Source organism: Flavobacterium zepuense (genome assembly GCF_007097145.1).
Taxonomy (GTDB): domain Bacteria; phylum Bacteroidota; class Bacteroidia; order Flavobacteriales; family Flavobacteriaceae; genus Flavobacterium; species Flavobacterium zepuense.
The window spans coordinates 64852-91021 of record NZ_VJVZ01000014.1 but is presented as its reverse complement, the minus strand read 5'-3'; the positions used below and the strand labels follow the sequence as shown (position 1 = coordinate 91021).

General features: G+C 42.6%; 22 protein-coding genes. 9 read left to right on the top strand and 13 right to left on the bottom strand.

Features of this window, described 5'->3' with window-relative positions; all coding sequences use genetic code 11:
- The first annotated feature begins 2 nt into the window (after window positions 1-2).
- Together FMM05_RS18600 and FMM05_RS18595 are read left to right on the top strand one after the other, a co-directional pair.
- On the top strand, window positions 3-818 hold the full coding sequence (locus FMM05_RS18600; RefSeq protein ID WP_143374935.1) for an OmpA family protein: 816 nt from the start codon (window positions 3-5) through the stop codon (window positions 816-818).
- Between the two features lie 2 nt (window positions 819-820).
- Window positions 821-1690 (top strand): OmpA family protein, encoded by an 870-nt coding sequence (locus tag FMM05_RS18595; RefSeq protein ID WP_143374934.1) that lies wholly within the window; start codon window positions 821-823, stop codon window positions 1688-1690.
- A 450-nt stretch (window positions 1691-2140) separates the two neighbouring features.
- Here the strand turns inward: FMM05_RS18595 and FMM05_RS18590 are convergent, their stop codons facing one another.
- The 4 genes from FMM05_RS18590 to FMM05_RS18575 form a co-directional block, all read right to left on the bottom strand.
- Window positions 2141-2587 (bottom strand): GNAT family N-acetyltransferase, encoded by a 447-nt coding sequence (locus tag FMM05_RS18590; protein WP_143374933.1) that lies wholly within the window; start codon window positions 2585-2587, stop codon window positions 2141-2143.
- Entirely contained in the window at window positions 2584-3561 is a 978-nt protein-coding gene (locus tag FMM05_RS18585) for a DUF4837 family protein (RefSeq protein ID WP_235894430.1), read from the bottom strand. Before FMM05_RS18585 ends, FMM05_RS18590 begins: the two co-directional genes overlap by 4 nt.
- Before the next feature lie 21 nt (window positions 3562-3582).
- A complete protein-coding gene (locus FMM05_RS18580) occupies window positions 3583-5328 on the bottom strand; it encodes a LysM peptidoglycan-binding domain-containing protein (RefSeq protein WP_143374931.1) in 1746 nt (581 codons plus the stop codon).
- A gap of 93 nt (window positions 5329-5421) precedes the next feature.
- Window positions 5422-6612 carry a phosphoglycerate kinase gene (locus tag FMM05_RS18575; RefSeq protein WP_143374930.1) on the bottom strand — a complete coding sequence of 397 codons (1191 nt, stop codon included), beginning with the start codon at window positions 6610-6612 and terminating at the stop codon, window positions 5422-5424.
- A 498-nt stretch (window positions 6613-7110) separates the two neighbouring features.
- Here FMM05_RS18575 and FMM05_RS18570 point away from each other — a divergent pair, with 498 nt between their 5' ends.
- From FMM05_RS18570 to FMM05_RS18555, 4 genes are all read left to right on the top strand, one after another.
- Window positions 7111-7410: a GIY-YIG nuclease family protein gene (locus FMM05_RS18570; RefSeq protein WP_143374929.1), complete on the top strand. Its 300-nt coding sequence runs from the start codon at window positions 7111-7113 to the stop codon at window positions 7408-7410.
- 385 nt (window positions 7411-7795) lie between these two features.
- The gene (locus tag FMM05_RS18565; RefSeq protein ID WP_143374928.1) at window positions 7796-8944 is read left to right on the top strand and encodes a DNA polymerase III subunit; all 1149 of its coding nucleotides are present in this window, start codon (window positions 7796-7798) and stop codon (window positions 8942-8944) included.
- 6 nt (window positions 8945-8950) lie between these two features.
- Window positions 8951-9334: a DoxX family protein gene (locus tag FMM05_RS18560; protein ID WP_143374927.1), complete on the top strand. Its 384-nt coding sequence runs from the start codon at window positions 8951-8953 to the stop codon at window positions 9332-9334.
- Between the two features lie 228 nt (window positions 9335-9562).
- Entirely contained in the window at window positions 9563-11770 is a 2208-nt protein-coding gene (locus FMM05_RS18555) for a beta strand repeat-containing protein (protein ID WP_143374926.1), read from the top strand.
- A 144-nt stretch (window positions 11771-11914) separates the two neighbouring features.
- On the opposite strand, the gene FMM05_RS18550 is transcribed toward FMM05_RS18555, so the two are convergent.
- From FMM05_RS18550 to FMM05_RS18520, 7 genes are all read right to left on the bottom strand, one after another.
- Entirely contained in the window at window positions 11915-14203 is a 2289-nt protein-coding gene (locus FMM05_RS18550) for a helix-turn-helix domain-containing protein (RefSeq protein WP_143374925.1), read from the bottom strand.
- Between the two features lie 117 nt (window positions 14204-14320).
- Window positions 14321-14908, bottom strand: a complete 588-nt coding sequence (locus FMM05_RS18545; protein ID WP_143374924.1) for an OmpH family outer membrane protein — start codon at window positions 14906-14908, stop codon at window positions 14321-14323.
- A gap of 231 nt (window positions 14909-15139) precedes the next feature.
- Window positions 15140-15994 (bottom strand): class I SAM-dependent methyltransferase, encoded by an 855-nt coding sequence (locus FMM05_RS18540; RefSeq protein ID WP_143374923.1) that lies wholly within the window; start codon window positions 15992-15994, stop codon window positions 15140-15142.
- On the bottom strand, window positions 15995-16510 hold the full coding sequence (locus tag FMM05_RS18535; RefSeq protein ID WP_143374922.1) for a hypothetical protein: 516 nt from the start codon (window positions 16508-16510) through the stop codon (window positions 15995-15997).
- Window positions 16511-16524: 14 nt separating this feature from the next.
- Window positions 16525-18396 (bottom strand): tRNA uridine-5-carboxymethylaminomethyl(34) synthesis enzyme MnmG, encoded by a 1872-nt coding sequence (mnmG, locus tag FMM05_RS18530; RefSeq protein WP_143374921.1) that lies wholly within the window; start codon window positions 18394-18396, stop codon window positions 16525-16527.
- A 103-nt stretch (window positions 18397-18499) separates the two neighbouring features.
- Entirely contained in the window at window positions 18500-18919 is a 420-nt protein-coding gene (gene ybeY, locus FMM05_RS18525) for an rRNA maturation RNase YbeY (protein WP_143374920.1), read from the bottom strand.
- On the bottom strand, window positions 18912-22241 hold the full coding sequence (locus FMM05_RS18520; RefSeq protein ID WP_143374919.1) for a DUF4175 family protein: 3330 nt from the start codon (window positions 22239-22241) through the stop codon (window positions 18912-18914). The genes ybeY and FMM05_RS18520 overlap by 8 nt, the downstream gene beginning before the upstream one ends.
- A gap of 283 nt (window positions 22242-22524) precedes the next feature.
- Here FMM05_RS18520 and gltX point away from each other — a divergent pair, with 283 nt between their 5' ends.
- The 3 genes from gltX (at window position 22525) to FMM05_RS18505 (ending at window position 25510) form a co-directional block, all read left to right on the top strand.
- Window positions 22525-24036 carry a glutamate--tRNA ligase gene (gltX, locus tag FMM05_RS18515; RefSeq protein WP_143374918.1) on the top strand — a complete coding sequence of 504 codons (1512 nt, stop codon included), beginning with the start codon at window positions 22525-22527 and terminating at the stop codon, window positions 24034-24036.
- A 78-nt stretch (window positions 24037-24114) separates the two neighbouring features.
- Complete coding sequence (locus tag FMM05_RS18510) at window positions 24115-25128, top strand: SPFH domain-containing protein (RefSeq protein ID WP_143374917.1); 1014 nt, start codon at window positions 24115-24117, stop codon at window positions 25126-25128.
- 85 nt (window positions 25129-25213) lie between these two features.
- Window positions 25214-25510: a hypothetical protein gene (locus FMM05_RS18505; RefSeq protein WP_143374916.1), complete on the top strand. Its 297-nt coding sequence runs from the start codon at window positions 25214-25216 to the stop codon at window positions 25508-25510.
- Between the two features lie 53 nt (window positions 25511-25563).
- On the opposite strand, the gene FMM05_RS18500 is transcribed toward FMM05_RS18505, so the two are convergent.
- Together FMM05_RS18500 and FMM05_RS18495 are read right to left on the bottom strand one after the other, a co-directional pair.
- Window positions 25564-25800, bottom strand: coding sequence for a DUF6327 family protein (locus tag FMM05_RS18500; protein ID WP_143374915.1), 237 nt, complete (start codon window positions 25798-25800; stop codon window positions 25564-25566).
- 3 nt (window positions 25801-25803) lie between these two features.
- On the bottom strand, window positions 25804-26160 hold the full coding sequence (locus FMM05_RS18495; protein ID WP_143374914.1) for a competence protein: 357 nt from the start codon (window positions 26158-26160) through the stop codon (window positions 25804-25806).
- Window positions 26161-26170: the final 10 nt, after the last annotated feature.

Here is a 26170-nt window from a genome sequence, read left to right as displayed (position 1 = left end):
ACATGAAACGTTTGATATATTTATTGCTGCTCATACTCCCTGTACTTGCCATAGCCCAGGAAGAGACGGTGTTTTCTGTCTACTTTGAGTTTGATAAATATAATCTCGACGAAAAACAGGGCAACAATGCGGTGGCATTCATAAAGGCCATTGACACCGCCCGTATAGAAACCATCCAGATATTTGGCTATTGCGACGACCGCGGTAAGGATGCCTACAACTTTAAGCTCTCTAACAACCGCGCCAACACCATTCGCGATACGCTTATAGGCCGAGGCATTAAGAACAAGATCATTGTTACCATAGAGGGCAAAGGCCGTATATTGCTTGAAGAAGACATAGACAACGTGAGCGAGGCACGCTCTAAGAACCGCCGTGTAGACGTTGTGGTTAACTTTAAGCCTGTGCCCCCACCCAAACCTATGCCGGGCTTTTATACCGCCCTTAAAAAGGATTTAATTGTGGGCGACCGCATTTACCTGGAAAACATATTGTTTGAGCGCGGCAGCAGCAAGCTAACGGCAAAATCAAGGCTGGAGCTGGAAAAGGTTGCCCGCCTGCTGCAAAAGTACAAGAACCTCAACTTTGAGATCCAGGGGCATATTTGCTGTACGCCAAGCTTCCAGAAAGAGGCCATAGACAAAGACACCCGCAAGCGCGAACTCTCTAAAAACCGGGCCTTTACTGTGTTTAAGTTTTTGGTTTCCAAAAAAATAGCCTCAACACGCATGACCTACAAAGGCTATGGTAACACCCAGCCCCTGGGCAAAGGTACCGAGTACGACCGCCGTGTTGAACTTGTAATCACTAAAGCATAAGTATGCTCAGGCTTGTTGCAATAGCAATGCTGCTTACAGGCTTTTCAGCTTGTGGGCAGACCCTGAAATATACCGCCTATTTTGATAATGATAAGGCCGTACCCACTGATGTTCAGATGGATGGCTTCCTGTCGTTTACCAAAATACTGGATACAATTACCATACAAAACGTTACCCTTACCGGCTACTGCGATGATACCGGAAGCGTTGCATATAACGTAGCGCTGTCGCAAAAAAGGGCACAGTACTTTGCTAACTACTTTAAAAACAATCCTGTAAGTATCGAAATTAAAGGGATTGGGGAGCTACCCCTCGAAAATACTATTGATACCCTCGCCGCACGCAGCAAGAACAGGCGTACCGATATCGTAATACGCTATATTTCAGCTACTAAGTTGGCTATAGAAGACATTCCTGTTACCAATATCACACCGGTTACCGCCATTGCCCCTAAAGAACCCGAGCCGGAACACTTTGTTTACAAAGCCTTTAGCGACAACTTACAGGTGGGCGACCGACTGCTGTTGGATAAGCTGGTGTTTATTGGCGGGCGCAGCGAACTCAGGAAACGATCGGGAAAGGCTCTCGTAGACCTCTTGGCCTACCTTAAGCGTAACCCGCAGTTATACTTTGAGATACAGGGCCATGTGTGCTGCATTTACAGCTACCAGAAGGATGCCGTAGATGAAGATACCCAGGAAAACCACCTCTCCCTAAACCGTGCGCGATTTATTTATAACTACTTACTAAAGAATGGAATAGCTAAAGAACGTATGACCTTTAACGGCTACGGCAGGCAGTACCCCATACCCAATGGCGCCGAAAGCGACAACAAACGTGTAGAGATACTGGTTACTAAAGTAGCTAATTAGCAATATCTTATAAAAACCTTAGCCCGTAAAGCTATGAATCTTTACGGGCTAACCAACAAATAACCAATTTAACATAAAACTCTAAATATCTGTAGCCGGTGTGCCGGCTGCTAATTCTAAAGGTTTATACAAAGTAACGGTAAAGAAGGGTTAGCCAAAAAACTAATATACGTAGGGAGCGGTTTTGTATACCAATACCCGTTTTTAATCTACCAAGCCATTTTTCACGATATATCGTAAAAAAGTTTCCTAAAGCCAAAAAGCTTAATATTTCACTTTTGGACTTTGAGATTGGCTTTTTTTGGAGATTTAAAAACTGAACGATTTGAGGTTTAAAAAATCGATGCCCAAATCCGGAAATTGAGTTGAATTTTTATGCCCAAATTTTGAGATTCGTGATTTGGAATTTTTCCCTCAGTTTGAAATTCGTGATTTGGAACTTGGAATTTCCTAAAGCCTATTCATCCTGATGTGCGGGATGTCATCTTCCAGATAACCCTCACCTTCCTGAACAAAACCGTGGCCCTCATAAAACTTTTTAAGGTACAATTGTGCCGAAATGGTTATGGCAGTAGTGTTATAATATTCCTGTATTCCTGTAATGGCTGCCTGCATAAGGTTGTGCCCCCATTTGCGGTCGCGGTAGGCGGCATCTATAACCACGCGGCCTATAGAGGCATTGTCAAAATAATAGCCGGGTGCAAAAAGGCGGGCGTAAGCCACTACTTTGCCATCAAACGTGCCAAGCAGGTGCAGCGCTTTATCATCCTTGCCGTCAACATCGGGGTAAACGCAATTTTGCTCCACCACAAACACATCTGCGCGCACCTTGAGGCTCTCGTATAGTTCCTGTACAGAAAGTGCGTTAAAAGGCTTTATTTTGAATTGTATGCTCATTGAAATTTAACCGACTTAATTATGGACTCAAGATCTACTATAAGATCCCTTTTAGGTGATGACGGGCTGTAAATAAAACCCTCTATAACAAGGTAGCAATTGTGCTTGTCATCACGAATGGCATAGTTAACAAAAGGGCCGTTCATAAAATCGTTGGCCATTTCCCAGTTGCCGCGGGTTTCAAAAGCGCGCCTTTCGTTAAAGCTGGTCATGAACAGGTAGGGCGAATACGCCTCCTCTGTAACCATGTAGGTACCTACATCCTGTCCGTGTATGTACATATTGCCTACAGAATCACGCATTTTTATAATATTGCCTGCAATATCCTTATGGTTCTCAATAGTAGTGTAAGGCACTTTGTAAAACAGCATGTTGGCGTTACCGCCGGGTATGTCTTTTTTAAGCCATAAAAACTCATTATTCTTAAGGGCATATTTGTAACTGGCCGGCATCTTAATGCTTATACCGTAGCGTGAAGCAAAATCGGCGGTGTTAAGCAGCCCTGCCTTTTCGTTGCGCTTTTGGTTTTCAGATATCTCTGTTTGCCTTATAACGCGTATCATCTCATCGGCATGCATCTGGATTTCCATCAGCAGCTCATCGATAGATTTACCCGTAATGGTAAACATATTTTGCGGCTTGCAGGCACCGTCCTGTTTTATCTTAAAGCCCTTTTTGGGGCCTTTATCAATATAAATAATGTTGCGGCCGTTTTTAAGCTCGCCGCTAAACGACTGCTCATGGTACTGGTTAAGGGTAAAAAGGGGCTCCTCCATAGTAAGGCCATCTACCGGGGCGGCGAGCTTTTTGCGCAGGCTGTCGCCCACTTCGCCATTCCACAGCACATCGCTGATGATAATGGATATCTCATTTATATCCCCCGCCGACTCACCACCGGCATCGGTAGTTTTATTGCACGAAAAAGTGCAGCACATAACTACCATAATAGCCATTATATGCTGCACTCTTTTCATAAAAAATATGTTGTTAGGCATTTAGTTAACGTCGCCCACTTTCAGTTTCATTCCCGGCTTAATGCTTTCGCCGTTAATTTCGTTCCACTTTTTAAGGTTCTCTACCGTTACACCCGGGTGTTTACGGGCAATGCTAAACAGTGAGTCGCCTTTTTGTACAATATACATGCTGGCTTCCTGGTAGCTTGCCTCACGGGCACGTTTAGAGGCCGCAGCAATAGCAGTATTTTTGGTATCAACCGGTTCATCACAAACCGTAGCATCGGCAACATCGTTAGCGGCTTCTGTAGCAGGAGCCACAGTTGTCTTTTCTTTTGCCGGCTTAGTTTCTTTAAATGCAATGGCTTCTACCTCTTCATCGTTAGCAACCGGAATCTTAGTGATAACCGTTTTCTGAATCTTCAGCTTTTGGCCTGCCATAATGTTGTTACCCTTAATCTTGTTCCACTTTCTAAGCTCGGCAACCGTAACATTATTCTTATCGGCAATCTCGCCAAGGTTGTCACCACGCTTAATCACGTACGTTTTGGTAGTAACAGAGCTTTTCTTGGTATACGACGATGCTTTAGATTTTGAACTGTAGTTGGATGCAATAGCGCTGCTGTCTTTAGTCCTTTCAGGAGTAGCGTTAAAGTGCGGTTTCTCCCTCCTGCTGTCTTCATAGTCAATGTAAGCATAAATACCTGCCTCATTGCTGGCAAACATACCTATCTTATCTTTCGGAAGCCTTAAATAGTGGGCTTTCTCTTTAGTATACGGTATAACATCAAGCTTGTAAATAGGGTTTAAGAACTGTAGCTGGTTAACCGGCACATCTAACAATTGTGCGATTTGCTTAAACGACATTTGGCGTTTTACCATAACGGTATCAGTCTCAAAATACGTAAGCGGTGCTTTTTTAGCTTTAATACCGTGCTCATTAGCATATTCGTAAATATACATGGTAGCTAAGAAGGTAGGGTTGTAAGCCTGTGTTTCTTTAGGAAGGTTTTTACGGATGTTCCAGTAGTTTTTGTACGATCCGCTGCGGCGAATAGCCTTGGTAACGTTACCCGGGCCCGCATTGTATGATGCAAGAACAAGGTCCCAGTCGCCAAAAATGTTATAAAGGCTGCTAAGGTACTGACAAGCAGCTTCAGTTGCTTTTAAAGGGTCGCTACGCTCATCTACATAGCTGTTAACCTCAAGGTTGTATTGTTTACCCGTAGGGTACATAAACTGCCATAAGCCTGTAGCGCCAACCCTTGATTTTGCCCTTGGGTTTAAGGCCGACTCTATAACAGCCAGATATTTTATCTCTAAAGGCACATTGTACTTGGCAAGGTGCTCTTCAAACATTGGAAAATAGTATTCTGATATGGCCATTAAGCGCTCATAGCTTTTAGGCCTGTTCTTTAAGTATGCTTTTATTATGTTTTCAAGTCCTTTGCTGTACTCAATGTTAAAAGGCGATTTGGCATCAAGCTTTGCAAGCCTTTCTTTAAGCAGCGATGTACTAAGGCTAAAATCTACCTCCTCATCAGGATTGATTCTTGCCAGGTCTTCCTGCATGTTAACAAACAGGTCGTCATTATTAAGCTCATTTAGCCAAAGGCTGTCAATCTTGGCACATTGTGAGTTGTGCACAAAAGTGTTTTTAAGCGAGTCTAAGTATGACAATTTAATTTCCGGTCGTGCGATCGAGATGTCTGCCTGCGCACTTTCCTGGGCAAAAACCCCAAGCGAAAGCATTGCAAGTACTAAGGACAGTGTTCTTTTTTTATTCATAATTTACTCTTTAGGTAGTTAAATTACAACGTATTGCAAAGCAACAATGTTAACTATAACTTTGATTTTTTAAATGTATTGTAAACTTTAACACTACTCGCCCTGAATGGCAGCAATGCCGGGCAGTGTTTTACCTTCAAGCATTTCGAGCATGGCGCCACCACCGGTAGATACATAGCTCATTTTATCTTCAAGGCCAAATTGTTTAACTGCAGCTACCGAGTCGCCACCGCCTACCAGCGAAAATGCGCCTTTCTCAGTTGCTTCGGCTATAAAATTACCAAGGGCAATAGTGCCTTTGGCAAAGTTTTCCATCTCAAATACCCCTAATGGGCCGTTCCATAAAATAGTTTTAGACTCCAGGATAACTTTCTTAAAGTTTTCCAGCGACTTAGGCCCGGCATCAAGCCCCTGCCATCCGTCAGGAATTTCCCTAACATCAACAACTTTAGTGTTGGCATCGTTCTTAAAGCCATCGGCTGCAATCACGTCTACAGGAATATGTACCTGTACGTTCTTTTCTTTGGCTTTAGCCAAAATCTCCAGGGCAAGTTCCTGCTTGTCGTCCTCACAAATAGAGTCGCCAATGCTGCCGCCCTGTGCCTTAATAAAGGTAAAGGTCATCCCTCCGCCAATTATCAGGTGGTCTACCTTATCAAGAATGTTCTCAATAACCGTAATTTTAGAAGAAACTTTGCTACCGCCCAATACGGCTGTAACCGGTTTCTCACTGTTTTTAAGCACCTTGTCAAGGCTTTCGATCTCTTTAGCAAGCAGCGTACCAAAAACTTTATCATCAGGGAAAAAATTTGCTATTATCGTTGTAGAAGCGTGTGCGCGGTGCGCGGTACCAAAGGCATCGTTAACATAAACATCGCCCAGTTTAGCAAGCTTGCCTGCAAACTCCTCATCGCCGGCTTCTTCTTCCTTGTAAAAGCGAAGGTTTTCTAAAAGCAGTACTTCGCCCGGTTTAAGATCGGCAGCAGCTTTCTCGGCTTTTTCGCCAATAGAGTCGTTTACAAACTTAACTTCAACGCCAAGTACCTCGCTTACTTTATCAACAATATGCTTAAGTGAATATTTTTCCTCAACACCTTTTGGCCTGCCTAAGTGGCTCATAAGGATAACACTTCCGCCGTCTGCTATAATTTTATCGATGGTTGGTTTTGCAGCTTCAATTCGGTTAGCATCGGTAACTTTAAAGTTCTCATCTAAAGGAACGTTGAAATCTACTCGTATAACTGCTTTTTTATCTTTAAAATTAATATCAGAAAGGGTTTTCATAAACTGTGTTTGCGTTGATTTAAAATATGTGGAAAGGCAAATATAGTTTTTTTTGTTAATAAGTTGCCAACTAATTGTTGACAAACATTTGCACAATAGCAATAAATAACTGTGATACAAATGTTTATTGCTGTGTTAAATTTTTTAATGCAACACAAGACGGTAGTTTTATGTAACCAAAAAATTTATTGCCTTACAACTACAACGTATTCGTGCCTTGGCAAAATTCCTACATAATGCTGATTTGGGCAGTTTTAGGGAATATATCATCCTATGCAACATCTTTGAATGGAGGCACCACGAAGCAATCTGCTATGGATTTATGATGATAATAAATCAAGATTGCCGCGCTCCGTTACACTCCGCTCGCAAAGACGGTAACGGGTAGTGTACGTACAACTCCATACGCAATCTTCTTCACGCACGTCTTTGCGAGAAGGCACGACGAAGCAATCTGTTTTCAAAGTAATTATTATCTTGCACCATCTATCTAAATTAATGAAACCAGGGTTTATATACATACTTACTAACTACACAAATACCACATTATATGTAGGTGTAACATCTGATATACATGCCCGTATAAAACAGCATAAAGATAAGCTGCACCCTGATTCTTTTTCGGCGAGATATAACCTCAACAAATTGGTATATATCGAATCTTTTCAAATGATCGAAGATGCAATCACAAGAGAAAAGCAGTTAAAAGGAGGATCGAGAATTAAAAAAGTAAAATTAATTGAGAGTATCAATCCTCATTGGAATGATACTTATTATGACTTGGAAAAATATTTGTAATTCGTTTAGATTGCCGCGCTCCATTGCATTTCGCTCGCAAAGACGGTAGCGGGTACATTACGTTACACTCTTCACGTACCGTCTTTGCGAGGAGGAATGACGAAGCAATCAGTTACTGATTTATAGTGAATACTGATTGCCGCGCTCCGTTACACTCCGCTCGCAAAGACGGTAACGGGTAGTGTACGTACAACTCCATACGCAATCTTCTTCACGCACGTCTTTGCTAGAAGGCACGACGAAGCAATCTGTTACTGATTTATAGTGAATACTGATTGCCGCGCTCCGTTACACTTCGCTCGCAAAGACGGTAACGGGTATTTAAAGTAAACGCCTCTAAAAACCATAACACCCCACATCTCCTAAAATCTCCTATATTTGCCCCATGCTTTTTTCAGAAATTTTAGGCCAGGACCACATAAAGAGCCATTTGGCTACCAGTGCCAACAGCGGCCGTATACCTCATGCCCAGTTATTTATAGGCCCCGAGGGCAGCGGTACCCTGCCGCTGGCCATAGCTTATGCCCAATATATTTTGTGCGCCAATACCAATGGCGAGAACAAAGAGGGCAACGCTGCATGTAACCTTAAATTCCAAAACCTGTCGCACCCCGATTTGCACTTTGTGTTTCCGGTGGCAGCTAACAGCGAGGTTAAAAGCCACCCCGTGAGTGCCAACTTTTTAAAGCACTGGCGCGAGTTTGTGGCCGAAACCCCTTACGGCAGCCTGTTTGACTGGTACAAGAAAATTGACATTGCCAACAAACAGGGCCAGATTGGTGTTGATGAAGCTACCGAGATCGTTAAGTCGCTTTCGCTGAAGGCGTATGAAGGCGGTTATAAGGTGATGATCATTTGGATGGCCGATAAAATGAATACGGCTACGGCAAACAAGCTCCTGAAACTTTTAGAGGAGCCGCCGCAAAAAACGGTTTTCTTGCTTATTGCCGAAAGCGAAGACGACCTGCTGCAAACCATACTTTCCCGTTGCCAGATCCTGCATTTTAATGCCCTGCCGGAGCAGGTTATTGCCGATGGGCTTGTTACCCGCAAAAACGTTGAGCCTAAAACGGCACTTAAAATGGCACACCAGGCACAGGGCAACTACAACAAAGCCCTGCATTTGCTGCACAAAACTAACGATGAGCTGCCTTTTGAAGAGTGGTTTGTTATGTGGGTGCGTGCCGCCTTTAGGGCAAAAGGCAACGCCGCAGCCATACACGACCTTATTGCCTGGAGCGAGCAAATTGCCGGCATAGGCCGCGAGGCGCAAAAGCAGTTCCTTAATTTTTGTATCGATATGTTTCGGCAGGCATTGCTCATTAATTACAATGCTAAGGAATTGGTTTACATGGAGCCTACAGTAGAAAAATTTAAACTGGAGAATTTTGCCCCTTTTGTAAACGGTAGCAACATTAACGACATTTTTAAAGAGCTTAGCGATGCGCTGTACCACATAGAGCGTAACGGTAATGCCAAGATAATATTAACCGACCTTTCTATAAAACTTACACGTTTAATCCATAAAAAATAGATACTTATGAATTTACAACCTGCCATAATTATAGCACTGGCTTTTTTTGCCATTACGTTTATACAATCGGGCTACGACAAAATAATGGACTGGGCCGGCAACATTGCCTGGCTTAAAGGGCACTTTGCCAACACGCCCATTAAAAACTCCGTGCCGCAGTCGCTTTTATTGATTCTGGTTTTAGAAATATTTTCCGGGGCATTTTCCGTTATTGGCATCATACAATTGTATGTAAACGAGGGTACTTTGTTCGCTTTCATTGCAGCATTAATGTCGTCCATAACGTTGCTTTTCCTGTTACTGGGCCAGCGCATGGCTAAAGATTATGATGGTGCCCGTACTATTGTTATCTATTTTATCCCGGCAATATTGCTGCTGAGCTGGCTTTAAAATTGTTAGATTATTGGTATTTTAGATCATTAGGCATACAAAGCCGCCCCACGATTTGTTGGAGCGGCTTTTTCATTGCTGCTCGGTCCACAATTATCAAAACATAACTTTAATCGGTAATTTATTACAATCATCTAAAAAATACTGCAATAGTATTGGTTTGTATCTAATTTTTCTTAATTTTTGTAGAACGTAGATAATCAATACCCTCATTAAAAATAAAATTATATGAATAAAAAAACTACTATGCTAAAAGCCCTTTTAGGTAATCGAAGACTGCGCACGTTGCTGTTGTTTGGTTCGCTATTTATGGGTACAGGCGCTATGGCGCAAACCACTTATTACGTTAAGCCCGAGGCTACAGGAACCGGCGATGGTACCAGCTGGGAAAATGCCGGAGCCGATTTGCAGCTTGCTATAAACACAGCCGTAGCAGGCGACCAGGTTTGGGTTGCTGCGGGAACCTACAAGCCCAACCGTAAAGCCAACGACCTTACAGTTATTGTTGAAGCTAATGCAGATAACGCTTTTGTACTTAAAGAAGGTGTTGCCGTATACGGAAGTTTTGCCGGTACCGAGGCTACGCTGGAAGAGCGCGACCTAACGCTTGGCGAAAACGTAAGTACACTTAGCGGCGACTTTTTAGGCGACGACCAGGTACTAACTACAGATGATAGTGCCGAATTTTCTATTGTTAATAATATAGAAAATGCTACACACGTGGTTATCAGTGCCGGCTCGGAAGAATTTCCGGTAACATCAGCCACTATATTAGATGGATTTACCATCTCCGGCGGTAACGCAACACTTGCTTTTACCAACATTGCCGTGAACGGACAAAACATAGGCAGATTTACCGGTGGCGGTATTGCAAATTACGGATTTGCATCGCCCACGCTTTCTCACCTTGTTATTATGGCTAATGCGGCAAGTTATGGCGGTGGTATATACAACCGTGATTTCTCGTCGCCTTCTATAAGCAACGTTACTGTAATGGTAAATATAGGCACAACTATTGGTGGTGGTATTGTTAATTACATTAATGCATCGCCAACCATTACAGATGCTGTAATATCGGGCAATATAGCCCTTGCAGGCGGTGGAGTTTATAACTACCAGGATGCAAGCCCTGCCATAAGCAATACAGTAATTGCAGGCAATTATGCACAAGGCGGCAGTGGCGGCGGTATGTTTAACAGCGATTCATCGCCCATACTGACTGATGTTGCCCTTACCGAAAATACGGCCGATGGCAACGGCGGCGGCCTGTATAATACAGGATCGGCACCCACCCTTAACAACGTGAGCATTACGGGCAATACAGCGATAGATGGTGGTGGCGTTTACAATATCGAAGATTCTGCACCGGTATTTACCATTGCTTTTATTTCAGAAAACCAGGCTACGCAGCACGGTGGCGGTATGTATAACGAAGATTCGGCACCGGTACTAAACGAAACTATATTAGCCGATAACACTGCAACCCAACTGGGAGGCGCTGTTATGAATTTTGCAAATTCGCCGGTTATTTTTAATAACGTTGAGATCAATACCAATACTGCCGTTAGGGGTGCCGGGGTTTATAACAACGATGGTTCTGATTCCCAATTTACCAACGTAAAGGTTACAGGCAACACGGCCTCATCTTTTGGCGGTGGTATTTACAATAATGCCTCTACACCTGTAATTACCAACGCACTTTTTACAGGTAATATGGCTGTTTCCGGTGGCGGGGTGTTTAATAACGCAGGGTCTAATACCGTATTTACCAATGCTACCATTACTGCAAACACAGTCTCATCTCAGGGTGGCGGGGTATCTAACAATGCTTCGAGCCCATTGTTCAGGAACAGTATTCTGTTTGGCAATACTGATACCGCCGGTGTAAACATTTTTAATTTTGACGGTAGTGCACCCGTATTTTCATACAGCCTGGTACAGTCAAGCACAGTAACATGGGACCCTCTTGGTATAGATGGTGGCAACAACATTGATGCCGACCCCCTATTTTATGGTAACAGTTTTACATTGTATACCGATAGCCCTGCCATAAACGCAGGCAGCAACACGTTTTTTGCTGAAGGGCAAACACCTGACCTATCGGGTATTGAAACCGACCTTGAGGGTAACGAACGTATTTATGATGATCTTGTAGATCTTGGTGCTTTTGAATACCAGGGGGTTTTAAGAACACCCGGTTTTAACGCCGCTACAATTAAGCTATATCCAAACCCGGTAGCAACTGCCTTACAGATAGATGCGCCAGCTACCATAAACAATGTAACGGTTTACAACATGCTTGGGCAAACCATTCAGTCTGAAGACTGGAACGCTAACAGCGGCAGCCTTAACATGGCTACGCTTAAAGCAGGAAATTATATTGTAAAAGTAACCAGTAGCAAAACGGTTACCAGCAGCATTATAGTAAAAAAATAGTTGCTTAGGCATTCTTAACCTACAAGGTTTTTGAAACCTACAGGTGATAAATTAAACTTATTTGAGATTCCTGCAAGGTCTTTGAGACCTTGTAGGTATAATTTTAGAATATAAAGCCTATTAAGCCGTCCTAAACAGGGCGGCTTATTTTGTTACGCCCAGCCCGGCTTTGTAAAGCCTGAGTTCGCCCCATGTAAAGCGGTCACCGTATTTTTCTTTTAACCCGTTAAGCGATTCGCCGTCAAAACCAATAAAAGCCTCCCTTAGCGCCTCAATCTTATCTTGCGCCAGTACATCCTCAATAATGGCTTTACCCGTTTGTATAAGGCCTGCAAAGTGGCTTAAAATGGTAGTCTCGGTAAGTTTGCGCCTTTCGGCTATCTGGGCTACGGTAAGGTTTTGTTTCCACAGGTCATACGTTTCCTCCAGCGTGGTCTTTTTAGGCTCGCCGGTCTTTTTCTTTTTAGGGGCATAGCGCTGTGCGGTGTAGTCCTCCCCTTCTTCCTCAACAATGGTGGTTGGGTTGGCACGCATTATAGCCCTTATATCCTCAATTTTATTTTTGCGGTAATTTTGTATCTGTGCCGTTATAAGGCTCTCTTTACTAATAGTTTCGCCGGCAAGCACCACCTCCATAAGCCGTTTCGATTTTAACAACCGCATCAGCGCTGCGGTTTGCAGTTCCTCCAGTTCGGCCAGTTCTTCAAAAAAAGCCTTGGCGCGTTTAAGGCGCACTACCTCCTCCATTTTACTGTACAGGCCTGTGGCCATGCTGTCCATCGCCGGGAAAAAATAGTCAACCGCTTTTAAAATACGCTCGTTTACAAACGCCATATCAACCTCTTGCTGTGCAAAAAGGCTGTCCAGCTGCTTCATGAACTTACCCGATGCATCCAGCACATTATGTATGTTGTCTTCCTGGCGGTACGCCCACTCGCGATAGCGGTGCTTAACCGATTTTTCGCCCTCGTGCAGGTAGCTCATCTTATGCTTTTGCCAAAGCGTGGCAAGGTCCTGCCAGTCAAAGCTGTCCTTTAAAAAGTTACCTACAAAGTTTACGGTTTCACGCTGTAGCGAATGCTCCATTTCATCTTCGCCGGCCTTGCCGCTGGCATAGTCCATCACGTCGGCATCATTGCTAATGCCGTTCATACGCATCGGAGAAAGCAAAATAAGCCCGTTTAACGAACGTAAACGCGATAAAGCAACGTAAGCCTGCCCCGGCATAAAAACCTGCGATACATCAAGCACAGCTTTGTCAAACGTTAGGCCCTGGCTCTTGTGTACTGTTATGGCCCACGCCAGCTTAAGCGGGTAATGCACGAACGTGCCCAGTATATCTTCTTTTATTTCTTTGGTAATGTCATCTACCACGTAGCGCACATTTTGCCACTCGTAACGTTCGGCCTCAATGGTAATGTTATCTTCAGGAAAATGCACCAGTACCTCTTCTTTAGATAACGACTTGATTACCCCTATCTTACCATTAAAATAACGCTTTTCTGGCGAAAGGTCGTTTTTAACGAACATTACCTGTGCCCCTACCTTCAGCCTTAGCGTATGCTCTACGGGGTATAGTTTCTCCGGGAAATCGTCTACAATTTCAGGTACGTAAAAATGCTCCTTGCCATCAAGCTCATCCAGTGCGGTGGCGTTCATGGCATCGGCCTTGGCATTGTGTGTAGTAAGGGTAATGTAGCCCTGGTTGTTCTTAAGGTCGAAGTTGGGGTTAACAAATTCGTTAAGCACCTTAAGGTCATCATTAGTTATAATATTGTTCCTCAGGTTATTAAGCACACCTATAAAGCGGGCATCGGTTTGGCGGTAAATTTTATCCAGCTCTATGTACACCGGCGGGTTGTGCTGCACCACCTGCGAGTGGAAAAAGAACTTGCCCCTGTAATAGTTTTGCAGTACGGCCCATTCTTCATTACGCACTACAGGCGGCAGCTGTAGCAAATCACCAATATAGAGCACCTGCACCCCGCCAAACGCCATATTTTTATGGCGGATGCTGCGCAGCATATAGTCAATAGCATCTAACAAATCGGCGCGAAGCATACTTACTTCATCAATCACCAGCAGTTCCATATTCAGGATAACCGATTTCTTTTCAGCACGCATGGCAAAGTGGCGGCGAAGGCTGTCTTTCGTCTCAAAGCGCACAGTATCAGAAAAATGCGGCGGCTGGCTGTGCGTAGGTAAAAAACCCGCAAACGGCAGCTGAAACATGGAGTGTATGGTAACTCCGCCTGCATTTAGCGCGGCGATACCGGTTGGTGCCACTACCACCACGTTTTTGTGCGTGGTACGGATGATCTCTTTTAGCAGCGTAGTTTTGCCCGTACCCGCCTTACCGGTTAAAAATACCGACCTGTTAGTCTGATTTATAAAGCGTAAAGCGTAAGAGGCTGCTGCCGAAATATCTTCCATAATGGGTATAATTTGCGGTGTGAAAAATAATGATTTTTACAAAAAATTATTGTGTAATGCTAAAAAAAATGCTTCCGCAAATGGGAAGCATTTTATAAACTATTTAAACAGAGTAAATTATTTTTTTTCAGCTTCTGCTGCCGGAGCTACAGCCGGTTTTGCAGGTGCAGAACTTTTATATTCGCTGTTTAGGCCTTTAAGTACTTCATCTGTAAGGTCGTAACCGTCTTTAGCGTATATAATGCTTGTAGCAACATCGCCACTGCCGTATATGTAATCGTAACCGTTTTTCTTGCCGTAATCTTTAATGTACTTCTTCATTTTGCTTACAGCGCTGTCGTTTTTAGCACCAAACTCTTCCTGAAGCTGTTTTATAATGGTTTCCTGCTCTATGCCCAGGTTTCTTTGCCTTTCCTGTAGCTCCTGCATTTTAACCTGTGCCCACTGCTCACCTTTAGCACGGGCTTCGTTCTGAAAACTTGCAGCATCAAGCCTTAATTGTTGTTCTTTTGCGCTAAGGCCCCTGCCCATTTCTTCCTGCTTAACTTTGCTTTGTGTTTCAAGGTCTTTAAACGCTTCGTACTCTTTAGATAATTTAGAGGTATCTACATACGCTGTTTTAAAACCGGAAGCAGCAGTGCCTTTATCATTATTACATGAAAATAGTGCAAGAGAAAGGCCAAGTAGTATTAACGATTTTTTCATTTCCTGAATTTAAGTTTTATAATTTTTGGTAAATGTAACAAATCCTTACAACCTACCAAAATCATTGTTTTTTATTAATTTTTACGGTATAATTTTTATTTATGGATATTGATGACACTATCAATTTATTAAATCAAAACCGGCTTTAAATAAAGCCCTCTAAGCGATTTTTAAAATTTCAGCAACAAAAGCCCTGTTGTTCCGCGTGAAACGTTCAGAAATCGCTTTATTTTAATTTTTAGCGTTTTTTAGCACGTATATATGCGATGAATATTCCAAATTTTTCTTCGCTTTCATGTTAGAGCGTAATCCGTTAATAAAACCTTTAAAAAAGTTCATTTTTCCGGTTTTATATTTTTCAGATAGCAGGCTCACATAAAAACTGTCAAATTTCATTGGCAGGATTTTTATCAGCTCCAACTCCTGTACTGCAAAAAGTTTTTTAATGGCCGTTTTACTAAAATGCCAAAGGTGCCTTGGTACATCATAGGCAGCCCAATAAATGCCATAATGTTTTGCATCATGCGAATTATAATTAGGCACCGCAATAACAATAACCCCATCCGGTTTAAGAACACGCTTTAATTCGGCTATGTGGCTTTCAATATCAGGAACGTGTTCCAGTACATGCCACATTGTAATGACATCCATAGTGTGGTCTTCTATTTCCGCGAGGCTTTCGGCAAAACGTATTTGTTTCGATTGTGCCAGGGCTTTAGCCTTTGCGCTTGGCTCTATCCCAATAACCGACCAGCCGTGATATTTAGCCTCTACTAAAAAATCTCCGGTACCGGCACCAATATCCAGTAAATTGCCTTTAGCCGCGTGAAAGTTCTCTATAAGCTTTACTTTATCGCGGAGGGCTTTTTCTTTTACTACATGGTACAGCTTTTCAAACAGCGATCGTTTACCATCAGTATGCGATATGTAATCGTCACTGTCATAGTAACGACTCAGATCATCTGATAAAGGCTGCGGATGCGTTTTTAAAAGCTGAAGCTCCTCGTTAAGCAGGAGCTGAAATGTTTCACCGGAAACAGAATGATCTTTTACAGTAATGTAAACAGTAGCGTCTTTAAAATCCATTTATAGGTTGTTGTATTCGTCTTTTAAACTTTTAAGGTAATTGGTAACAATATTTTTGTACAGCGAGTCATCGGCAAGGCAATCGTCGTTAGTTTCAGACATTACCGAGAGGGCAATGAACTTTGCCCGCGATCCTACAATATTTATATCGGGCTCTACATTGGTTACCATATATTCTGATGCATCAAAATATTTTTCAAATTCGGCATTCTCGTACAGCATTACCTTAAGTCGATGGCCGTCTATATCTGTCCAGTATTCAACCTCGGTATATTTGCCTACATTATATTTGTTGGCAAGAAACTGTGCAAAAACCATTTTACGTGGATTGTTTTCAAAAACAAAAGCGGTAAGGCCTTTTTCCCTGCCCAAAACCGGTTTGCCATTGGGTACTAAAATATAATCATTAATTTCTACCGTATGCCTTGGTGTAATGCACGAGGTTACTAAATACCCCACGAGCATTAATGCCAAAAACCCTTTTATAGAAAAAAGGGGTTTTATTATACGTTCCACGTGAAACAATTTTCTCATCGCCCCATATGGATTAACAGTACTGACACATCGCTTGGCGATACACCGCTAATGCGGGATGCCTGCGATATGGTTACTGGCCTTATATTTTTAAGCTTCTCCCTCGCTTCATACGACAATGATTTTATTTTAGAATAATCATAGTCGGCCGGGATTTTTACATCCTCAAGCCTGTTAAGCTTATCAGCATTGTTTTTTTCTTTTTCTATATAACCCGAATATTTAACCTGTATTTCAGCCTGCTCTATCACTTCCCTATCCAGGTTGTGCTCTGCAACATATTCCTGAACCTTTTCAAATTTAAGGATGTCTTCCAAGTCAATCTGCGGACGTGAGAATACCTTGAACATTTTATCCGCCTGTACAATTGGGCTTGATTCTTTGGCTTCCAATATAGGGTTTGCCTCTGCAACTGTAACGCTGGTTTCTTTAAAGAAGTTTACAAACGCATCGCTCGCATCGCGTTTCTTTTCCATACGGCGAAGACGGTCTTCTTTAGCCAATCCAATTTTATACGACAATGGCGTTAACCTGAAATCGGCATTATCCTGGCGTAGTAATGTACGATATTCGGCGCGGGAAGTAAACATACGGTACGGCTCTTCGGTGCCTTTAGTGATAAGGTCGTCTATAAGAACACCTATGTAAGCCTCATTACGTTTAAGAATAAAAGGATCCCTACCCTGTACTTTCAAGCTGGCATTAATACCCGCCATTAAGCCCTGCGATGCTGCCTCTTCGTAACCGGTAGTGCCATTAATCTGTCCGGCGAAATACAATCCTTCTACCAGTTTGGTTTCAAGCGAATGCTTAAGCTGGGTTGGCGGAAAGTAATCGTACTCTATAGCGTAGCCGGGACGAAGGAATTTTACCTTCTCAAAGCCCTCTACGCTGCACAGTGCCTTAAACTGAACATCCTCCGGAAGGGAGGTTGAAAAGCCGTTTACATACACCTCTATCGTGTTCCAGCCCTCCGGCTCTACAAAAAGTTGGTGGCGGTCTTTATCGGCAAAGCGGTTTATCTTATCTTCTATGCTTGGGCAATAACGCGGGCCAAGGCTTTTGATACGCCCATTAAACATAGGCGACCTGTCGAACCCTTCTTTAAGGATGTCGTGCACCAGTTGAGAGGTATACGTCATGTAACAGGAACGCTGCTCCTTTAGGGGCTGCGTTATATCCATGTAAGAGAATTTATCCGGGTTTACATCACCGGGCTGCTCTATCATTTTAGAATAATCTAACGATCTTCCATCTACACGTGGTGGTGTACCGGTCTTCATACGGCCACTTTCAAACCCTGCACGAACAAGATCTTCGGTAATGCCATAGGCAGCACTCTCTCCTGCCCTGCCCCCGCCAAACTGTTTCTCTCCGATATGGATGAGCCCGTTCAGGAACGTGCCGTTGGTAAGCACAACCGATTTGGCTTTGATCTCGATACCTAATGAGGTACGGATACCCTTTACTTTGCCATCTTCGATTATAATGCCCGACACCATTTCCTGGTAAAAATCAAGGTTAGGTGTACGCTCCAGCATCAGCCTCCACTCTTCGGCAAAACGCATACGGTCGCTCTGTACACGTGGGCTCCACATGGCAGGCCCTTTTGACTTGTTGAGCATCCTGAACTGGATCGCAGTCTTGTCTGAAACAATACCTGAGTAACCACCAAGCGCATCAATTTCGCGTACAATTTGCCCCTTTGCTATACCCCCCATTGCAGGGTTGCACGACATTTGGGCTATGTTTTGCAGGCTCATTGTAACCAGTAAGGTTTTAGAGCCCATGTTAGCCGCAGCCGCAGCAGCTTCGCTACCTGCGTGCCCTGCGCCAACCACTATAACATCATAAACTTCATTAAACATTATATTCTTCCTCTCATTGTTCCACGTGGAACGATTATAAAACTTACAGTAAAAAATAGTTGTTCCACGTGGAACAAACTATATGTTTGAAAGAGAGGTTTAACTACTGTTCCACGTGGAACAGAGCAATCTTCTCTTCTTCTTTAACGCGCATTACCTTAGAATCATCTTCAGATTTATCCTTGTAGCCACAGTAGTGCAATACACCATGCGCCATAACGCGCTTTAATTCTTCTTCAAACGAAACGTTGAAATCAACTGCATTATCCTTTACTCTTTCGGTAGAAATAAAGATATCGCCGCTAATAAGGTTACCCATAGAGTAATCAAAGCTTATAATATCGGTAAGTGTATCGTGGTTTAAAAACTCAATGTTCATTTCTAAAAGGTAATCGTCGTTACAAAATATGTAATTGATTTCGCCTTCCGTCTTATCCTCTGAATCTATAATTTCAGATATCCACTCTTCATACTTAGCTTCATCGTTAAGCTCAAAATCATTCTCGTAATTAAAACTAATCATTCTTCTTAAAATAGGTTTGCACCTTTTGGTTAAAATTTGGGCGCAAAGGTAAGGTTTGTCTATTTAAAATCTCTACGCTATTTAAATATTCTTTTAGTGCCTCAGGCAGTTGCGCAGCTGTGTTGTTAAACTCCTTCTTGTTGGTTTGGCTTTGCCTTTTATTCTCTTCGCCCTGTTGTTTCATAGCTTTATCAAGCTTGAGTAACTCATGGTTTAGGTTCTGCATCTTTTGCATCGTTTGGGCATTAAACCCTTTATTAAGCAATTGCTTTTCTATATCCTTCATCTGCCTCATGGCGGCCTGGCCATTGCCACCCATACCTTCTTTCTCTAAAGCGCGCTGCAATTGCTCGCGTAGCTCCTGCTGTTCTTTATAAATCTCAAGTAGTTTACCGGCATCGCCCTCACTGCCCTCTCCACCTTCTCCCTGGCCTCCCTGACCGCCGGGCTTCTGACCCGGTTGTCCGCCGGGCTGTCCCTCTCCGGGTTTAGCTCCGGGCGACATACCGTCCTGCATTTTTTGACCCAACCCTTTTTGCTTTTGGATGATATCCGACAGCTGCGGATCTGAACTCTCGCCATTCTTGCCTTTGCCTTTACCCTGCCCCTGGCCGGAACCGTTAAGCTGCATTTGCATACTGTTAAGCGCATCACTCAAAAAGTCGGCCAATTTATTAGCCGATGTTATGGCATATTGCTGGTTAGATACCCCACGTGGCACAACGTTATCGGCAAGATCAGCCAAAGCTTTATCTACATAATAATGCACGTTACCCACCTCTTTAGTTATCTCTTCGGTTATTTTTGGGTTACGCAACGACATTGCAAAAAGGCTGTCATCTACATGGCCAAACTGAAGTTTAAGGTCCTGCTGCCTTTTTAGGTACTTAGCAAAATTAGCCGTACGGTTATTAGAACCCTTAAACTGGCCCATAACATCTTCCTGAGAAAATGAGTAAGCCAAGAGGTTGTCTAATATCTGGCGCAGCATTTTTACATCCTCCTCCATCTGTTCCATTTCGCCGCCATCCATTTCCATAGCCATCTTTTCGCCCATTTGTTTCATCTTTTGGGCAGCCGATTTTTGCTTAGGCTTAGCTTTATCCTTTTTAGGCTTTTGGTCATCTCCCGGTTTTTCCAGTTCTTCCTTAGCCTTTTCCATATCCTTTTCTATACTCTCCTCCTGCTTTTCATCGGTAGGGATATCCATAGGTTTTTTAAGTTCTTCATTTTGCTTTTCAAGGTCGCGCATTTCCTGCTGCATCTTGTCAAATTCCTTGTTTATTGCATCCTGCTTTTGGGCATTGTTGTCTTTATCTTCCGATAGCTTGTCCTGCTTATCGGCAAGCTTTTCAAGTTTATCAGCAAGCTGCTCGGCTTTCTTTTCTACATAAAAACGCTTGGTAAGCTCTACCAGCTGCTCCAGGTTTTTCTTATTGTTTTTAGATTGCTGTTTAAGCTGGTCTACCTTATCAAACAATTCTTCTTCCTTAAGTTTGTTGGTAAGCTCTTTTAACTCGTCTAAAAGTTTCTTATTCTTCTCTGCTTCTTTTTCATTCTTTTCAAGGCGCTTCATCAGTTCTTCCTTAAACTCGTCTTTCTTTTCCGGCTGAAACTGCTCCAGGTTATCTTCCAGTTTTTTAGAAAATTCCTTCATCATCTCGTCCTGCTGTTGCTGGCGGTTAATAAAATCCTGGATTTTTTTCTGGTCTTTAAAATCCATGTTGGACTTTTCTTTGCCCATTTTTTGAAGCTTGTCTAACTCGCTAAGCTGCTTGTCCTGGTTCTTGATGGATTTCTCTAAACTGTTTATGTTGCTGTTTTGCTCCTGCAATACCTGCTCTTGCTGCTCATCCTGGGTAAGCTCCCTGTGCGAGAAAACCGACGACTTGCTGCTCTTGTAATTGTGCACGGCATCATTATCAAAAACCTCAAAATAATATTCGTAGTTAACACCATCCTTAATGGTTAGCCCATCAGGAAAAGTATAATAAAAACGGTCTACTGCTTCGCGCTTTACAGGAAGGCCGGCACGCTTTGCAGCATCGGGGTTATCCTGCGGGTAGTATACCACCTGTAACTTTGTCAACCCATAATCATCCGAAACCTGACCCAGTAAAATCTCCTTTTTCAGCTTTAAACTATCTGGGGCGCTCTGTACGGCAATGGTTGGGTACTGATCTTTAATGGTTGTTATCTGATATTGCAATTTATCGTGGTGTTTTATCTTATTATTTGATGTATATATTTGGTAATCTGTGTTTTGTAGTATCGATTTTGATAATGAGAAGCCATTTTCGCCCGAAATGAAGTTAGAGGTGCTCCCATTGCTGCTCCACTCGATAGCATTGGTGGCAAGGGCATCAATTTTCCAGGTTACCTTAGTACCTTCCGGCACCACCGCATTACCCGATCCTTTTATTACTTCGGCTTTTTTGCCAAGGTAATCGGGAAACTGTAAGGTCATTTCAAAATTAGCGATGGTAGGTACGGCTACTACGTTTAGCTCATACGGCTGCGATGTAACATCGTTAGCCTTAAGCTCAAAATTTATATTTTTAGTGGGGCGCTCAAATTTATAGGTAAACACGCCCGGCTTAACCGTCTCCAGGTAATAATTTTCGTTGCCAATGGTAATCATGGCATTTTCCGGTATTACTGTTCCACGTGTTTTTACTTCAAGAACAAAGTCGGTATCCTGCTGCGCCATAAGCGGGTTGTTAACCACTATAAATTCAAAAGGCGCCGGCGGGGCATAGTGGGTATCGTAATGCACAACCCTATCAAAACTTTTGGTAAGCACGGCCGAGTTGCCGCTTAGCATAAAGAACAATATCAGCAATAAGGGTACGGCAGCATACGGCACGTATTTTACATTCTTTTTAAAATTTACGGCATTGGTAAATGGTACAGGCTGCAGGCTGTTGGCTTTTTGTTCTATAGAGGCTAAAAGCAATTCCGACTGCTGTGGCTCATACGACAGTTGTAAAAAATTGGTAAGCTTATCTTTTACCTCGCTAAAGTGGCTGCCGATAATAGCCGATGCCTGTTTATAGTCAATACCCTTTTGCAGTTTAAATAATTTAAACAGCGGGAACAGTATAAACCTGAACAGCAAAAACAGCTCTACCACAATAAACACCCAAAACAGGGCTACACGGCCGCTGCTGGGCAGCCATAAAAAATATTCTACAAGCAGCGTGGCTATTAAATAGAGTAACCCTATGCCCACAAAAAAGATAGACCCACGAATAAGTTCGTTAGTGTAGTACTTTTTTATAAAGCTTTCGAGCTTGGCGTATATGATGTTTTTTGCTTCCAAAATGTTTATAAATAGCGTGTATTGTTAATAACCGCTAAAAATACAATTTTAATTAATGCAATATTGTTAATTCGGGGATGTCGAATTAGTTAATTTGATGATTTGTTGATTTGGTAATTTGTGTAGAACCAGTGTGGTAAAGCCAGGCAGTTAAATCAATAAGGTGTCCTTGTTTGACAAATAACCAAATTAACGCATCCACGAATCAACAAATCAACACATCCACAAATCGAAGCATCCACAGATTCCCCTATCTTTGCACATTAAAACAAACTTATCAACAATGTCTAAGCCAGTTCGTGTGCGTTTTGCACCCAGCCCTACAGGCCCTTTACACATAGGCGGTGTAAGGACAGCCCTTTTTAATTATTTATTTGCCAAAAAACATGGCGGTACTTTTTACCTTAGGATAGAAGACACCGACCAAAACCGTTTTGTACCCGGTGCAGAAGAATACATTATAGAAGCGCTTAACTGGTGCGGCATTCCGTTTGATGAAGGCGTGGGCAAAGAGGGCAACTACGGCCCCTACCGCCAGAGCGAGCGTAAAGAAATTTACAAACAATATGCACAGCAACTTTTAGACAGTGGCTGGGCCTATTACGCTTTTGATACGGCAGAATCGTTAGATGAGCTGCGTAAAAAAGACGAAGCCGATGGCAAAACCTTTATTTACAACCATGGCAATCGTGGAACATTAGATAACTCACTTAACATTCCTGCCGAAGAAACACAGCAGCGCATTGCCAATGGCGATGAGTATGTTATACGTTTTAAGACTCCTGTTGGCGAGACTTTGTTCCTTAATGATATAATTCGTGGTGATATTAAGTTTGATACTAATTTGCTTGATGATAAAGTGTTGTTTAAAAGCGATGGTATGCCAACCTATCACCTGGCCAATATTGTAGACGATCACCTTATGGAAACCACCCACGTTATTCGTGGCGAAGAGTGGCTGCCGAGTATGCCGCTGCACGAACTGCTTTACAAAGCTTTTGGCTGGGAGGCTCCCCTATTTGCCCACCTGCCGCTAATATTAAAGCCGGTTGGTAACGGTAAACTTTCTAAACGCGATGGTGATAAGCTGGGCTTCCCAGTTTTCCCGTTGGAGTGGACAAACGCTGACGGTACAAAATCTATGGGTTACCGCGAGCAGGGTTACCTGCCCGATGCCGTTGTTAACTTCCTTGCCTTATTGGGCTGGAACCCGGGTACCGACCAGGAGCTGTTTACCTTAGATGAACTGGTTTTACTTTTTGATCTTGAAAGGGTACACAAAGCAGGCGCTAAGTTTGACCCGGAGAAAAACAAATGGTTTAACCACCAGTATTTTGGCAGGCAGGATAACGCAACCCTTGCAAAAGGTTTGTCGCACATACTGTTGCAAAAAGGCATTAACTGGCATATTGAAGATGTTACAACTATTGTTGGCCTGGTTAAAGAGCGTGCTACATTTGCCAGCGAGCTTTGGGACCTGAGCGATTACTTTTTTGTGGCACCAACAACCTATGATGAAAAAGCAGCCAAGAACTGGAAAGAAGATACCGGCGAAATACTAAATGAACTGGCTACGGTATTAGAAAACACGCTTGATTTCTCTTCGCATAACACAGAAGCCGTTACAAAGGCCTGGATTGAAGAAAAAGGCATTGGCATGGGCAAAGTGATGCAACCATTACGATTAAGCCTTGTAGGGGCTTTAAAAGGGCCTCACCTATTCGATATAATGTCAATTATTGGTAAAGAAGAAACCTTTGCCCGAATACAAAAAGCAATAGCAAACTTTAAATAATACTAAGCCTCCCAAACGGGAGGTTTTTTTATGTTTGATAAAATCGTATATTAACGCATTCAATTAAAAACCAATCTTATGGACAACATTCCTATTTATGTATTTCTGTTTTTTGCATTCTTTATTTTCCTGTCGTCGTTCTTTACCGTTAAGCAACAAACATCGGTAATTGTTGAGCGCTTTGGTAAATTTCAGAGCATTCGCCATGCAGGGCTTCAGCTAAAAATACCTGTGGTAGATAAAATTGCCGGCAGGATAAACCTAAAGATCCAACAGCTGGATGTTATAATAGAAACCAAGACCAAAGAGAACGTGTTTGTAAAAATGAAGGTTTCGGTGCAGTTTAAAGTAATCCAAACCAATGTGTTTGATGCTTTTTATAAACTGGAATACCCGCACGACCAGATCACCAGTTACGTGTTTGATGTAGTTCGTGCCGAAGTACCTAAGCTTAAGCTTGATGACGTTTTTGAGCGTAAAGATGATATTGCTATTGCCGTTAAACGTGAGCTTAACGAGGCTATGACTACGTATGGATATGACATCATTAATACTCTTATTACTGATATAGACCCCGACCCACAGGTTAAAAACGCCATGAACCGTATTAATGCGGCCGACAGGGAGAAATCGGCTGCTGAGTACGAAGCCGAGGCACAGCGTATTCGTATTGTAGCCAAAGCTAAGGCTGAAGCTGAAAGCAAGAGATTACAGGGACAAGGTATTGCCGACCAAAGGCGCGAAATTGCCCGTGGCCTTGTAGAGAGTGTAGATGTGCTAAACAGAGTGGGTATTAACAGCCAGGAAGCTTCGGCGCTTATTGTGGTTACACAGCATTATGATACGCTACAGGCTATTGGCGCCGATACGAACTCTAACCTAATACTGCTACCAAATTCGCCACAGGCGGGCAGCGATATGCTTAATAACATGGTGGCATCGTTCACGGCATCTAACCAGGTTGGCGAAGCTATGAAGAATGCTAAGAAACGTGCCCCTAAAGAAAGTTTTGACAGGCCTGATTACCACAAGCTTTCAGAAAATAAACCGGATGAGGATACCCCTCCTGCCCCACCGGAGAATAAAGTGTAAGGATGCTTTAGTTAAAATTTAAACCATTATTAAACCTTAAAGTGAAACAAAAGTCTTATATATAAACAATTTAAAAACTTACGTTATGAAAACTAAATGGTTAGCCGCAATAATGCTTGTAGTGTTATTTGCAACAACAGGGGCCAATGCCCAGGAAAAAGTTACTAAAGGAAAGCCCGATCACGTAAAAATGTTTGATACGCTTGATGCCGATAAAGACGGTAAATTAAGCAAAGCCGAAGTTGATAAGTCAGACAAAGGAAAGCTGAAAGAAAACTTTACTGCCATAGATGCCAACAAAGATTCTTTTATTGATAAAGCCGAACTTAAAGCCTACAAAAAAGAAAAGAAAGCTGAGAAAGCAGCAACCAAACAAAAATAAAAACTAAAGGCTTCCTTAATCGGGAAGCCTTTAGTTTTATGTTTAAGTACTGCTTAAAACATCTTTTTAAAAAGAAATGTAAGCAGGGCACTTTTTATTGGGCCGCTAAAGGCACCTAAAACTCCAAGTATTTTTTTTGGGGTTTCCCCAATTATATTACCCGGTTGCAGGCTCTCTTTAGTTTGGTCCAGGTCTTTTTTAAACCGGGCATAGGCAAGGTCTTTTTCTACTTTAAGTATCTGTAGTTCCTTGTTTATCTCGTCAAACGTGCTATATACTTTAGTGTTCATGGCTTAGTCGTATTTTTTTAATAATATCCTTGAAAACTGCGAAAGCAAAGGGCCCTCAACAATTTTGTCCTGAACTTTATACACCACAATGGCAAGTACAAGGTAAATTAAACCTACGGTTAAAAACCCGTAGGCAAAATTATCAAACCAGTAGCCAAAGCCTAACGCCAGGGCAATTGAAAGAAACAACGTAACGATCATGAGCATAGTGGCAAGCAAAAACAACTTGAGCATCAATGCCGTAGATTTCATTGCGATCTTAAAGCCCCAGAGTTTATAATATGCAATATTAGCATCTATAAGCCTCTTGGCCTCATTTTTAAGATCTTCTGCGTTTTCTTTTATTTCTTCAAATGCCATTAGCCGGGTT

Excerpts from the sequence above, each read along its gene's own strand:
- FMM05_RS18600 (WP_143374935.1), top strand. The coding sequence starts at position 3 with ATGAAACGTTTGATATATTTATTGCTGCTCATACTCCCTGTACTTGCC.
- FMM05_RS18595 (WP_143374934.1), top strand. The coding sequence starts at position 821 with ATGCTCAGGCTTGTTGCAATAGCAATGCTGCTTACAGGCTTTTCAGCT.
- FMM05_RS18590 (WP_143374933.1), bottom strand. The coding sequence starts at position 2,587 with ATGAGCATACAATTCAAAATAAAGCCTTTTAACGCACTTTCTGTACAG.
- FMM05_RS18585 (WP_235894430.1), bottom strand. The coding sequence starts at position 3,561 with ATGAAAAGAGTGCAGCATATAATGGCTATTATGGTAGTTATGTGCTGC.
- FMM05_RS18580 (WP_143374931.1), bottom strand. The coding sequence starts at position 5,328 with ATGAATAAAAAAAGAACACTGTCCTTAGTACTTGCAATGCTTTCGCTT.
- FMM05_RS18575 (WP_143374930.1), bottom strand. The coding sequence starts at position 6,612 with ATGAAAACCCTTTCTGATATTAATTTTAAAGATAAAAAAGCAGTTATA.
- FMM05_RS18570 (WP_143374929.1), top strand. The coding sequence starts at position 7,111 with ATGAAACCAGGGTTTATATACATACTTACTAACTACACAAATACCACA.
- FMM05_RS18565 (WP_143374928.1), top strand. The coding sequence starts at position 7,796 with ATGCTTTTTTCAGAAATTTTAGGCCAGGACCACATAAAGAGCCATTTG.
- FMM05_RS18560 (WP_143374927.1), top strand. The coding sequence starts at position 8,951 with ATGAATTTACAACCTGCCATAATTATAGCACTGGCTTTTTTTGCCATT.
- FMM05_RS18555 (WP_143374926.1), top strand. The coding sequence starts at position 9,563 with ATGAATAAAAAAACTACTATGCTAAAAGCCCTTTTAGGTAATCGAAGA.
- FMM05_RS18550 (WP_143374925.1), bottom strand. The coding sequence starts at position 14,203 with ATGGAAGATATTTCGGCAGCAGCCTCTTACGCTTTACGCTTTATAAAT.
- FMM05_RS18545 (WP_143374924.1), bottom strand. The coding sequence starts at position 14,908 with ATGAAAAAATCGTTAATACTACTTGGCCTTTCTCTTGCACTATTTTCA.
- FMM05_RS18540 (WP_143374923.1), bottom strand. The coding sequence starts at position 15,994 with ATGGATTTTAAAGACGCTACTGTTTACATTACTGTAAAAGATCATTCT.
- mnmG (WP_143374921.1), bottom strand. The coding sequence starts at position 18,396 with ATGTTTAATGAAGTTTATGATGTTATAGTGGTTGGCGCAGGGCACGCA.
- ybeY (WP_143374920.1), bottom strand. The coding sequence starts at position 18,919 with ATGATTAGTTTTAATTACGAGAATGATTTTGAGCTTAACGATGAAGCT.
- gltX (WP_143374918.1), top strand. The coding sequence starts at position 22,525 with ATGTCTAAGCCAGTTCGTGTGCGTTTTGCACCCAGCCCTACAGGCCCT.
- FMM05_RS18510 (WP_143374917.1), top strand. The coding sequence starts at position 24,115 with ATGGACAACATTCCTATTTATGTATTTCTGTTTTTTGCATTCTTTATT.
- FMM05_RS18505 (WP_143374916.1), top strand. The coding sequence starts at position 25,214 with ATGAAAACTAAATGGTTAGCCGCAATAATGCTTGTAGTGTTATTTGCA.
- FMM05_RS18500 (WP_143374915.1), bottom strand. The coding sequence starts at position 25,800 with ATGAACACTAAAGTATATAGCACGTTTGACGAGATAAACAAGGAACTA.
- FMM05_RS18495 (WP_143374914.1), bottom strand. The coding sequence starts at position 26,160 with ATGGCATTTGAAGAAATAAAAGAAAACGCAGAAGATCTTAAAAATGAG.